Consider the following 12,762-nt stretch of genomic DNA (forward strand, 5'->3'; position numbering starts at 1 on the left):
TCGCGATTGTTGGTAAGAGTTGTTGGATTAAACGGGCTGTAAGCCATAGTCTTTTATTTTGTTGATGAGTTCTCTATTGCTGGGCAGCTGACTTTTTAGTTGTTGCGCCAGAACTGCATTTTTGTGAAATAATTCCTGCGCTAATCGCTGGTTAGGTGGCGACATTCCCTGTGGGCTTGCCTCTGTTGTGTAGCCCATACCATAGAGTAAATATTGATAGCTGGCAGCAGGGAATACCTCAGCCGCGCGATCAAAATCCATATGCCAAGGCGGTTGATAGCGCCATAAGGTCATTAACTCTTGCAAGCTTTCTGGAATACTATTGGGGTGCCGATTGTCTCGCCAAAAATCGCTGTCGTCACGTTTGCTGAGGGTGTAATGCAGTTTCAAAAAATCAATAATGCGTTGCCAGCGATATAAAAATGTTTCATTAAATCGTTTTGCGATGATGTCCATCGCGGTGCGTGTTGCGGGTAGTTGGTCGGCAATCATCGTGGCGGATATTTCGATCAATACCAATGCCGATGCCTCTAGCGGTTCAAGAAAGCCTGCGGATAAGCCCACAGCGACACAATTTTTTTCCCAAAATTTTTCTCTGTGCCCAGGTGTTATGGGAATTTTTCGCACCGACAGTTGTTCGATATTGGCAGAGTATTGCCGGAGATACTGGTGTAATTTTTCTTCAGCTTGCTCGGTGCTGGTATGCGCACTGGAAAATACATGGCCTATACCGCGCCTCGTTGGCAGGCCAATATCCCAAATCCAGCCGGAATCCTGCGCGGTAGAAATGGTGTGCGAGGCTATAGGGCTGTTGTCATTTTCATAGGGCAGGTGGACTGCTAGCGCTGTGTCGACAAAGAGAACATCTTTGCAGGATACAAACGGCACTTCATAGTGTTTGCCAAGCAGTAGTGAATTAAAGCCACTGCAGTCAACAAATAAGTCACCTGCAATATCGCCCTGAGTGTCGGTAGCAATTGAGGTTATGTCGCCATTGTCGGCGGCATTTACATGAATAACATCGGCCAATAAATGGCTAACACCAAGATTAGTGGTGCAATGTTGCTTCAAGAATTCGGCAAACGCACCAGCATCCAAATGATAGGCATAGTTGGCGATGGCGGCATATTCCGGGGTGGTAATTAATTTCGGTGCCAAGCCTGCTTCACAAAGCGTTTCCTGCACGCAGACCGCGTTGGAGAAAGATTGATTGTGTGGATTAGCTAACCAGTGGGGCGCAAGATTGATCTGGGAAAAGCCTTGCGGTAATACTAAAGGGTGATAATAAAAATCGTCTTGTTGCCCGGTACACCAATGTACAAATTTTGCCCCCTGCTTAAAGGACACGTTACATTCACGAATAAAATCTGACTCACGTACCCCCATTTTTTTCAAGGTGTTACGCATAGTGGGCCAGGTTCCTTCACCCACACCGATGATCGGCGTTCTGGAGGATTCTACCAGGCAAATATTTATACCTTCGCTGTAGTGGTTGCGTATTTTGGCTGCAAGCGTGCCTGCAGTAATCCAACCGGCTGCGCCACCACCAACAATGACAATGGATTTTATGGCTGTTGTCATATTTGCACCGCTATTTTTATTATCCGTTTGATCTGTTCTGTTGCTAAAAAAAAGGTCGCCGATAGTAGGCGACCTTTTTTGTGCTCAATCATAATTGGGTGTTAAACACTGATAATCAGAATTTTGCACGTACACCCACGTTGTAGCGTGAACCGTATTGCTCATAATCTTTGATTTGATTAGTCCAGCGGCCGTAACGATGGGTTGCTTCATCGGTTACGTTCAAGCCTTCGATAAATACGGATAGATTCTCATTGATTTCATAACTTGCGTTGATATCAATTTGATCATAGGCCGCAGTAAAGGTAGGTTCAGTGCCAGAAGCCAAGAGGAACTTGTCACGCCAGTTGTAGGCAATACGAATTTGGAAACCATTATTTTCGTAGAAGCCAACAAAGTTGGCGGAATCGCTCAAGCCTTGTAGTGCCAAATCATTTTCCAAACTGTAGACATCGTAACTGTCATCGCTATCTACCATGGTGTAGTTAACAATGGTGCCGAAGCCTGATTCGCCAAACATGTGCTGCACATTAAATTCCAAACCATCAACCAAAGAGTCGTTCAGATTTTGTGGTGTGGAAACTTCCCAGATAATTACTTGATCGCCAGGTTGCGATGTACAGGCTGGAGTAGGGTTTGCCACTGAGCCGCCAGGACAACCGGGGCGCGGATTGGCACTGGGGTTGGTCAGTGGGCCATTAGGGCTGCTGATGATGCGATCTTCTTGGCCTACCGCAATAAAGTTATCCACTTTCTTGCGGAAGTAACCACCAGACACATAGCTGCCTTCGCCGTAGTACCACTCGAGTGATAAATCGAGATTTTCAGATTCGAATGGTAATAAACCTGGGTTACCTTGATTGGCTTTGAATGGGCCGGTTGATAAGTGTGTGATCAAGTTGGTACCTGGATACATTGCATCGATATTGCTGCGCGCAATAGTTTTGCTGTATGAGAAACGTGTTACCAGATCATCACGCAGATTCAGGCTGAGATCCAAATTCGGTAAAAGGTTATCGTAATTACCTTTGAGCGTATCTGATTGCTCAGTGTCAGCGTATATCTTTGACATCTCCAGTGGTGATACCCAGTTAAAACCTACCACCGGTTTGGTAATGGTGTAGGAGCTAACATCAGTTTCTTCATAACGAAGGCCAATATTGGCTTTAACTGGCATTTGATTAAGTTCTGTATCGAAATCAAGGGACAAGTATGCCGCGTTGGTCTCTTCCTCAATACCATTGGTGCCGTAGTTCATTGGGTTATTCAGATTTTGTGCGTACACTAAATCAATAAACTCATTGGCGCTAAATACCGGCACAAATTCAAAGCCGATATCACCTTTATCAAAACTGAGATCTAGATTACTCAAATCCATGCCGCTTAACGCAAAGTTAGCGCTGTAAATGTCTTTTACATCCACAGTATTTTTGGTTTGCGCTACACCAAAATTAACGGTTGAAAGTACCCCGGCATTTTCTAATTCCCATACGCCGTGCAATTGAACTTGCTGAAAATTGTTTTCTAGTTCATGGCCGCGCTCTTGATAAAGATCACCAACAATATTGGCTTTGTTGTAGGCGCCGCCAACTAAGCCTGAGTCGTCATAGGATACGCTGGGCAATTTGCCTGAGAAATTCGCTGCTATATCCACTGCACCAAACGGGTTTTTGGTATTGGCGATGCGCTCGGCAGGTTGTGCACCTGGGTTTGCGTGAGAGGTTGAATCATGCGCGTCTAATGTGAACGACAACTGGTCATTTACATCCCACTCAACGTTAACCCCGTAGGAATCATTTTCAGTCGTGAAACCATATTCCCACGCCCAAAAGTTCAGCTCATCATTTTGGCGAGCGGGATTAATGATGGTGCCATTTTCATCCGCTTTACCGGTTTGCACATCATCAAACCAAAAGCTCATGCGATTCATCGCGCCGTCTTCTTCAAGACGTGACATGGTGTAATCAACAGTGGTGGTGAGATTGTCGATTGGGGCAAATTGCAATACTAATTGCCCGTTTTGACGGGTGCGCTCATAGTTCGCATTGTCTAAATCGACGGTCGGAATGCGCCAAGTTGCTTTAGTGGGATTGCGCTCAGTGTCAATGGCGCTAGTGTCAGGATTTTGTTGACCGGGATAGCTGCGGCTCCAACCATTTTGGGTGCCGATGCGATCAACATGGAAATTGCGCTCTGCATAGGAGTAAGACGCGAGTACGCCAAATTTTCCATCGGCAAAGGTATTGCTAATCATGCCGGAGATTTCCGGTGTTACTTCATCGCCAGTTTCAACGGTGGGCTCGATCACACCTTTCACACTCGCGTGAGCAACCAATTCATTAAAATCAAACGGCTTGGCGGTTTTCAAGTTAATGGTTGCGCCTAATCCACCTGAGGCTACATTTGCTTTGCCGGTCTTGTAAACGTCTACGCCTGAAACGCTTTCTGCCGCAATTTCACGGAAATTAAAACTGCGAGAAATGGGTGTGCCATCCAAAGCGGATGAGTTGGGCATTTGACGGCCATTTAATGTCACCAGATTAAAACTGGGGCCGAAGCCCCGAACGGTCACTTGATTGCCCTCATTATTGCTGCGGTCAATAGATACACCGGTAATGCGCTGCAAAGATTCAGCGAGGTTGGTGTCGGGAAATTTACCTATGTCTTCGGCACTGATGGCATCTACTACGCCACTGGCTTGGCGCTTGGTTTCCATTGCGCCGATGAGTGAGCTTCTAATTCCGGTTACTAAAACTTCTTCGACACTGCCGGTATCTTGCGCATTGATGTTAATGCTGGATGCTGCGATTACTGCAGCTGAAAGCACTTTTAGTTTGAAGCGGTCTTGAATAATCATCGCCATACAACGCTCTCCTAATTGGTTGTTAATTTTTATAGTCTTTATCGACTTGTAGTTTTAGCCATATCAAGGTCAAAACGGGTCTTATGGTTGATTTGAAGGTAAGGCCGGGTTATTAGAGTTCAGTTTCCGCTCTTGCCTTGCGCAAGTATCATCTGCTCACTTTATTTGAATGTCAAACATTAATTGTTAACAAAATGAATAACCTTCCGTCGAAGCGATGTGGCAGCGGTATGACAGTGACGAGAGCGGCTATTAGCTGCGCATAGGGTTGGTAGTGTTGTGAAAAGTTAATATTTAACTGTAAAGTGTTAACAAAGCTATGTTAATGCAAAAAATATCGGTGTAAGATTTTATTTCTGCTACTGGCACGGCTTCACTAGCAGGGCCTTGGTTTTGTGCTGAACAGAATCATCTTGGTCGACTATTCATAACAATAATATGTTTTTCAGTTTTTCTGTTTTTTCCAATAACGATAATTATCATTTCATCAAAGAGGCAATTATGTTTAAACAACATAAACTCCGCCTTGCTGTTGCCGCTATTACTACTGGGGTTTTAGGTAGCATGGCGTCTTTAGCATTGGCGCAAAACGTTAAAGTCGATATCAATGCAAATATCAAACACTCAGTTAATGGAGTGTCTGATTTCGGTCGTGAAAGACGGATCACTATCCACGCAAGCCCAATGGAAAACGATTTCTTGGGAGAGAAAGACAAACTTGATTACTTGATGGATCTTGATGTGACCTTTGGTCGTGACAACGGCCTGTCTATGTATTACTTCAGTCAAACCGGTGGCGACAAGGCTCGCTCCACCGATTCACCCAGCCCGTTTCCTTATGGGTACGCCAACAAACCCAATTTGGCGCAATTGAGTACACTCTCAACCGAATATAAACAGAATTTAGATACAAAGTACGCTGACGCTCAAGAGTATTTTGGACGAACATCTTCATTAATTATGGGTTCGCAACCAAGACCGGCTTATCCGAACTGGAGTTCATACTCATGGTTCGGTGGCGGTCTAACCAGTGAAACGCCATGGCGCCCCCGCACAGCTCAAGACGCGGCAGACTGGTACGCCGAATTTTTAAATAAATTTTTTGTGCAGTATGAAAATGACCCTACGGCTATACCTATGCCCAAGTATTGGGAAGTGGTCAACGAGCCGGATATGTTGATGAATGTACCGAGTCACGAGGGGCATTTATCAACATGGGAAGAACTATTTGAATTTCACAATGTGGTTGCCGATACCGTGCGTTCAAAACTCGGCAACAAAGCCCCCAAAATTGGCGGTATGACTTGGGGTCTGCACGACTTGGAAAAAGGCGATGCAACAGCGACAGGTTCACCGCGCAATCGTGGTGATGCGTTATTAAACTTGTTCTATGGCAATGACGCGGGCAGCGAGGCGATCAAAAATGCCATCCGCACCAACCTTTTCAATAAATCACCAACAATGTCAGCAAACGGACCCAGCCCCAGTGCCGACTGGTATCAATGGGACGTGATATGGAAAGGCTTCATGGACGCTGCCGGCGAAAACATGGATTTCTATTCAGTCCATTTATATGACTGGGCATCATGGAATGGAGGCACAACACGTACCGGCGCTTTGCGTACTGGTTTCCAAACCGAAGGTGTAATAGATCTATTGGAATGGTACGACACCAAAATGCTCGGCCAACGCAAAGAAGTGGTGATGTCTGAGTACGGCAATATCACCGGTACCGATATTACCAAGCTGGATCGTCAACGTATGCGTTGGGAAGTGTTAAAACCCTTCTCACAAATGATGATGCAGTTTATGGAGCGCCCGGACTACATCACCTTGTCCATGCCGTTTATTGTGGTTAAAGGTGAATGGGGCGATGTAGACAAAAATAATCCTTATGGCCAAAGTCTGCTGGATCGCGATTACTCCACCTGTACTGAAACTCCCACTGCTTATACCAATTGCACCTGGAATTTTAACCCCTCTATCAAATGGTACGAGCTCTGGCGCGATGTGGACGGCACTCGTGTAGATACTTACGCCAGTGACCGGGACATTCAAGTGGACGCCTATGTCAATGGCAAAAACATGTATGTCATTCTGAACAGCTTGGAAGCTCAGGCAACCACTGTTGATATGAACTTCGCTGGTATCAGCGGTAATGCCATCAAGAGCATCAAGATGCGTCATCTCTATTTGGATGAAGCAATTGATGACGATAACAACCCTGCCAACGGTGTAGGCAAACCGATTCTGGCCGATGCGACCCTTAACAGTCTGCCCAAAAACATCACCATCGGTGCTGATGCGACTGTCATTTTGGATATTGAGTACACCAACAACCTGAATCCAACTCTCAACAGCAAAGAGAAGAAATACCCGGCAGAACCCTTAACAGCAAATGCGCCTTATAGGGTATCGGCAGCGAATGTAAATGCACAGGTAAATGGCGTGCCTAAACCCGCTAAAGGTGAGGCACAGCTGAGAGTTACAGGTGCGTTCTTCATGAATGGCGGCATAGCAACGGGTTCTTCAGATAGCCGAGTGTCACTCAAAATTAACGGCAACACTGTGCCTGTTAAAACCGATTGGCGTGGAGATGAGTCGAGAAGAAGTGGACGCTCCATGGCAACCCTGGAGATTCCATTTGATGTGAGTTATTTGAGCGCAAGCGGCAATAACAACATTCAGTTAACGACAATTGCCCAGGGTGAAGTCGCGGCGGTGAGCCTGCAGGTGTGGGATATGGATACTCAGGTTACCCGTAGTATTCCCGCAGCTTGTAGCCCATGCACGCCCGTTACTGGCTTGAGCCTGAGCCAAACCAGCGTCAGCAATCTGTTGGTGACTCAATCGGTAGCGCTTAAACCAAGTGTTAGCCCGGCTAATGCTTCCAACCAAAATGTCACTTGGGCTTCATCTAATCCCAGTGTGGCCAGTGTTGATCAAAATGGTTTGGTGACCGGTAACAAGCCAGGTTCTGCCACTATCACCGCAAAAACAGTGGACGGTGCATTAACTGCTACGGCTTCGGTATCCGTCAGCCAGTTGGTGCCTGCTGCAGTTTCTGTGGTTGGTTTGCCTAACCCTCTTTATATAGGCGCGAGCAAACAGCTAAGTGCGGCAGTTACGCCAATTCATGCCCCTAACCGTAAAGTGACTTGGAGCAGTTCTAATACCACCATTGCAACTGTGGATGCCCAAGGGGTAGTCACTGGCCTTAAGGCGGGCAATGTCACCATTACCGCAAAAACGGTCGCTAACAACATAGTAGGCACGGCAAACATTCAAGTGAAAGCCAAGTTGTTGACCGGGATGGCCATATCGCCCGCGAATACCTTGATCCCACAAAATGACAGCCTACAAATCCAGACCAGTTTCACTCCGGCTGATGCCAGTGATAAATCGGTCACTTGGACCTCCAGTAATACCGCAGTCGCGACTGTAAGTACTACCGGATTGGTGAAAGGTGTTGGGTTGGGTGTGGCCGAGATTACCGGGCGCAGTAACGACGGTGGCTTTAGCGGTAAAACCCAAGTGGAAGTTGTTGCCTCCAATACCACACTGACCTACATCGAAGCCGAAGCCTTTAATCGCACCGGCGGAGCCTATGGCGGTTTTGTGAAAAGCACTACTGGTGCTGGCAATATCAACGACAACCAAACCGGCGACTGGGTGGAGTTTGATATTAACTTTGCGCAGGCGGGTATTTATCAATTGGTATTGGCAACCGGTACACCTCTGGATGGTGCGGGTGTGGAGTTCCTGGTGGATGGTATTTCCAATGGCCGCTCCTCCTTGCCCAACAATGGCAATTGGGATCAGCACGTGACTACGGTAGTGACCAATGGTCTGCAGATTAACTCTGCAGGTACTCATACGCTACGCTTGATCAGTGTGGGAGCTGGCGGTGCGTATCAGTGGAATCTGGATAAGATTGGCTATCGTATTTTGAAAGCAACGACTGGTGGTGCATCGTCAATTGCTGCATCGATACCAGCATCTTCTTCACGTTCATCAACGCCGCTGTCATCTTCATCGCGTTCATCTACACCACTGTCATCGTCATTGCCGTCTTCGGCTCCATTGAGTTCATCATCGCGCTCATCCACATCTGTATCTTCAAGCTCGTCGGTTGCATCCAGTGTGGCAACGGGTGGCTTGAAGTTGGTGTTGGAGGCTGAAGCATATACCGCGACGGGCGGTGTCTATCAAGGCTTCCAAAAATACACACCGGCAGCTGGAGTAGGGGCTATTAACTACAATCAACGTGGCGATTGGGCCGATTACACCTTGAATGTCACCAGTGCGGGCACCTATAGCATTGATGCCTTCCTGGGTACCACACAAGACGGTGGTGCTATAGAGGTGTTGATTGACGGTGTGTCAGTCGCGAAAAAAACCGTTGCCAATAACAACAATTGGGATGTGTTTGCCAAGTTAGTGGTAGCGAGTGGCGTGCAATTAAGTGCCGGTACACACAGTGTGCGCATTATCTCGGCGGGCACTACCGCATCGACTTGGGAATGGAATGCAGATCGCATTGAGTTCACTCAAGTGGCAGTCGCTACTCCTTCCTCTTCATCGCGCGCTTCAAGTTCGGCGCCAGCGGCAGTACCGGTAGTGATGCAGGCTGAGTCGTACATCGCAACTGGCGGAACCTATCAGGGCTTCCAAAAGTACACCACTGCGGCGGGAGTAGGTGCTATTAACTACAACCAAACCGGTGACTGGGCGGACTACAGCATCAATGTGACTGCAACTGCTAACTATCGTATCAATGCTTATCTCGGCACCACCCAAACTGGTGGCGCTATTGAGGTGTTGGTGGATGGTGTGTCAGTGGCGAAAAAGACTGTGCCCAACAATAACAATTGGGATGTTTTTGCCTTGCTGGAAGTTAGCAGCAGTGTTCAGCTTAGTCAGGGAGCTCACACGTTGCGCATCATTTCTGCTGGCGCTAGCAGTTCAACCTGGGAGTGGAATGCAGATCGCATTGAGTTTATCCCAGTAAATTAATCGTTTAAAAATCCCCTCGCTCGTTTGGCCCACACTGTAATTAGTGTGGGCCTTTTTTTATGGTGCAGAGATTCTTACGATTTTAGTAAGCGCATTCATTTATCAAATGATTCTATTTTGGTGCCTCCGCAACTGTTGCTGATTTCGTCACTTTTGTCAGCGTTGCACTGTTGCTCCGCAAAATATCTTCCTTGTGCTCATCAGCCTGTGCATCAAATTGACCCCAAAACCGCCGCACAGGCCACATTATTTGTGCTTGGAAAAGCAGCACAAATAATATGAAAGTGGCGAGTTTTCTGGAGCACAAAGAAGATATTTTGCGGACAAAACAATGTGTGAATAATGTGTAAAAGGGCTATTTAAATGTGCCTAAACATGATTTAACTGTGTCAACAATGTGTTAATTCGATTGGCTTGAATGTGATTTAAATGTGTCAATAGTGATCGCAAAATGCTGTTTATTTCGTCGCTGGTGTTCCTATTGACTTTTGCGAGGCCTCTTCCGCGATAACCATCTCAAACACAGCATCCCGTTCTTCTGAATGTATTGCCATAAGGTCGGGAATCGCCTCCCACAAAACCAAGTCGCCCGAAGCAGGGCAGCATACATAGATATCAGTGAGTGATTGCCCGAAAGTTTGATAATCACCGCAATGGGGGCAAACAATATTGGCCTCATTCACGGTAATACTGATTGCATGTCTGAGCGCTAGTGAGTCACAAGCTGAACCAGGGACGGGAATTGCTGTTATTTTCATGCGGTTTTGCAGATACCTCACTTGGAAAACAGAAAATTCTGGCGATAACGTACCCATTGCCATCTCGCACAATGCAAGAAGCCTTGTAATTAAATCAACGTGGCCTGGCATCGGCTTTATGCGACGCGGATTAATCCACGGATGTTTCAGGGAAAGGTTTTTCAATTTCGTGCGATAAGAAACAGGGGCGTAATTCATTTGTATACCTCTTGTTATTTTTTCGGTTAGGCCAATGAAATTTTCAATCGCTTTTTGATAACCCAGTGCGGTGCTCGTTCTTTAGCATCGCCAGAATAAATTCCTGTGTTTGGGGAAGTAGCAGTGCAAAATGGTTGTCTTCGTGCGGCGCTATTTTTATGTCATCCGTTAGAACTCTGAAATCGACAGATTTTTTATATTCATCTGCAAACAACTTGCTAAAACTGTGTTCAAGTGCCGGATTTAGCCCCAGAGTTGACTTTACCGCCCCTAAAATAGCGTTTATGAAAGTAAGCGCTTTGTTGTAATGCTCCAACTGCTCTTGAAGTTTTAATCGATTTACATCCTTTGTGTGCGTTAAGTTTTCTATTTGCTCACTGAGCTCTGCCTTTTCTACTAATAGCGAATTTATTCGCTGACTAAATGCTGACGCGTCTCTCTGAAGAGTGGCATTTTCCTGTGTAAGGCGTTGATGCGTTGCAACTAAGTTATCGATTTTTGCCCGGTAGTGAAGGGTGGATCGCTCGCCTTGAACCAACTGTTCTTCAAGCGCTCGAATTCGAGCAGTTTGGTTGACCGCTAACTGCCGAAGCTGATCGCGCTCCGTCTCGTAGGTTTTGCAGTTTCGCGCGACTTCTTGTTGATAGGCCGCATGCTGTGCCTGCAACCTTGCAATCGCTACGTTGGCTTCATCAATCGCCTCATTGTAGCCAGCTGTATGGGTCTCCTGACTCCCCGCGCAGTAACCGTGATGGTGGCCTTCGGTGTACCCCTGGTTATAACCGTCAGTCAAACCTTGCTGTCTGCCAATGTCTATTCCTTCATTCCGCCCCTCCCTGCGACCTTGCTCCTGCCAAGCCAGCTGGTCATTACTGATGCCACCCAAAGGTGTGATTGCCGCTCTCATAACAATATCCTCGTATTTGCATGGTGAAGGTCTTTGTCACTCTTAGTGGTCAATTTAGCATCGGCTCTCCGAATTGTCACTCATAGTGAGTGAACTTATAGAGAGTGGCCTCATATAGGCTAAGGCAATAGCATCCTGATTTTACTCGGGGTGTTGCATGGCAGATCCAAAATTACTTTTCGGTCAAAGACTTATACAGTTGAGAAAGCACTTGGGGTGGTCTCAAGAGCGGTTAGCGCTTGAGTCTGGTATCGCAAGGAGCTATCTAGGCGGAGTGGAGCGCGGTCAGAGGAATATCGCCCTTGTAAATATCCATAAACTTGCGGAAGCCCTGAGCGTTCCGCCATCTTCGCTTCTAGAGCCCCCAAGCATTAATGACTAGCTTGTTTATGATTGGTGCGTTGCTGACATCGCAAATCTTGTGTCTGTCGCCCTGTTTTTAACTAAGTTCTCAGCGTACTTTCCCTGATTCCAATTTCACCGTACTAGTTGCCAAAGCCCTTCCTGGTCGCTTATCTGTACCTCCTCGTTCGCACGTTATCTTCTTTGTGCCCAATCGTCTGTGCTAAAAGGTGGATGCAAAACCGCGCACAGACCACATTCTTTGTGCTTAAAAAGACAGCACAAAGAATATGAGAAAAGCAAATTTTATGGGGCACAAAGAAGATATTTTGCGAACAAACAGTGTGTGAATAATGTGTCGGACTGTGATTAAAATGTGTGAACAACACGATTTAACTGTGTCATCAATGTGATTTAACTGTGTCATCACTACGATTTAAATGTGTCAACAGTTTGGTTAGGTGTGTTGTTTTAGTGTGCGCGTGTAATACCGTGATACTTGCGCCATTTCACAAAACCGCTACTATCACCCACTTATTGATAGATCAGTGGATGAATCGTGGACGATAAAAACAGCAATAAGCTCAATGGGTTAGTGAATCTGTGTGGTATCGAGGTGCACTTATGCGCCTTGTGAGCTGGATTGGTGGTAATGACCTTGATGCAGCGGAGGCAAAGACCTATCAGACGGGCGCCGTGGCAGCTACGCTCGCTAGCGCAACCTTTACGGAGTTGCACCTTCTTTATAGCTACCCAGAAAGGCGGGTTAGCAACTACCTGTCTTGGTTATCGTCGCTGCATGGTATTCCTGTCGCTAAGCGAAAGGCTGAATCAGCCTCACCTGAAAAAGTTAAATCATTAATAACTAAAAATAATCGTGGCGTTCGTCAGGCAAATATAAGTAACTCCGATATTTACGAATTATCAATTCCAATTCCTGAAGCTAGTAAGCTCGCCAAATTTGATGAAGCTGTCGCTAAGGTACAAGCAATGTCAAAGAGTATGCTATTACAATGCAGTGAATCGCATGCATTTTTTAAATCATTAAGCCAGCGAGCATTTTCAGGTGATTTACAACTCTAACTAAAAGCGAAGCG

Annotated in this window: 7 protein-coding genes; 3 read left to right on the forward strand and 4 right to left on the reverse strand. The window is 46.4% G+C overall.

What is annotated here, in order from left to right; translation table 11 throughout:
- Positions 1-27: 27 nt before the first annotated feature.
- Positions 28-1,581, reverse strand: coding sequence for a tryptophan halogenase family protein (locus tag VC28_RS03645; RefSeq protein ID WP_049629454.1), 1,554 nt, complete (start codon positions 1,579-1,581; stop codon positions 28-30).
- A gap of 115 nt (positions 1,582-1,696) precedes the next feature.
- A complete protein-coding gene (locus tag VC28_RS03650) occupies positions 1,697-4,444 on the reverse strand; it encodes a TonB-dependent receptor (RefSeq protein WP_049629455.1) in 2,748 nt (915 codons plus the stop codon).
- 501 nt (positions 4,445-4,945) lie between these two features.
- On the opposite strand from VC28_RS03650, the gene VC28_RS03655 reads away from it, so the two are divergent.
- On the forward strand, positions 4,946-9,460 hold the full coding sequence (locus VC28_RS03655; protein ID WP_197085478.1) for an Ig-like domain-containing protein: 4,515 nt from the start codon (positions 4,946-4,948) through the stop codon (positions 9,458-9,460).
- Between the two features lie 458 nt (positions 9,461-9,918).
- Here the strand turns inward: VC28_RS03655 and VC28_RS03660 are convergent, their stop codons facing one another.
- Together VC28_RS03660 and VC28_RS03665 are read right to left on the reverse strand one after the other, a co-directional pair.
- A complete protein-coding gene (locus VC28_RS03660; RefSeq protein ID WP_049629457.1) occupies positions 9,919-10,416 on the reverse strand; it encodes a hypothetical protein in 498 nt (165 codons plus the stop codon).
- A gap of 43 nt (positions 10,417-10,459) precedes the next feature.
- The gene (locus tag VC28_RS03665; RefSeq protein ID WP_049629458.1) at positions 10,460-11,323 is read right to left on the reverse strand and encodes a FliH/SctL family protein; all 864 of its coding nucleotides are present in this window, start codon (positions 11,321-11,323) and stop codon (positions 10,460-10,462) included.
- A gap of 157 nt (positions 11,324-11,480) precedes the next feature.
- Between VC28_RS03665 and VC28_RS03670 the strand changes: the two genes are divergently transcribed.
- Entirely contained in the window at positions 11,481-11,705 is a 225-nt protein-coding gene (locus VC28_RS03670) for a helix-turn-helix domain-containing protein (protein ID WP_049629459.1), read from the forward strand.
- 584 nt (positions 11,706-12,289) lie between these two features.
- Positions 12,290-12,748, forward strand: coding sequence for a restriction endonuclease subunit S (locus VC28_RS03675; RefSeq protein WP_049629460.1), 459 nt, complete (start codon positions 12,290-12,292; stop codon positions 12,746-12,748).
- Positions 12,749-12,762: the final 14 nt, after the last annotated feature.

The sequence above is a fragment of the Cellvibrio sp. pealriver genome (assembly GCF_001183545.1).
GTDB lineage: Bacteria > Pseudomonadota > Gammaproteobacteria > Pseudomonadales > Cellvibrionaceae > Cellvibrio.

What these genes read in the sequence shown, in the direction of transcription:
- VC28_RS03645 (WP_049629454.1), bottom strand. Translation starts at nt 1,581, where the DNA reads ATGACAACAGCCATAAAATCCATTGTCATTGTTGGTGGTGGCGCAGCC.
- VC28_RS03650 (WP_049629455.1), bottom strand. Translation starts at nt 4,444, where the DNA reads ATGGCGATGATTATTCAAGACCGCTTCAAACTAAAAGTGCTTTCAGCT.
- VC28_RS03655 (WP_197085478.1), top strand. Translation starts at nt 4,946, where the DNA reads ATGTTTAAACAACATAAACTCCGCCTTGCTGTTGCCGCTATTACTACT.
- VC28_RS03660 (WP_049629457.1), bottom strand. Translation starts at nt 10,416, where the DNA reads ATGAATTACGCCCCTGTTTCTTATCGCACGAAATTGAAAAACCTTTCC.
- VC28_RS03665 (WP_049629458.1), bottom strand. Translation starts at nt 11,323, where the DNA reads ATGAGAGCGGCAATCACACCTTTGGGTGGCATCAGTAATGACCAGCTG.
- VC28_RS03670 (WP_049629459.1), top strand. Translation starts at nt 11,481, where the DNA reads ATGGCAGATCCAAAATTACTTTTCGGTCAAAGACTTATACAGTTGAGA.
- VC28_RS03675 (WP_049629460.1), top strand. Translation starts at nt 12,290, where the DNA reads ATGCGCCTTGTGAGCTGGATTGGTGGTAATGACCTTGATGCAGCGGAG.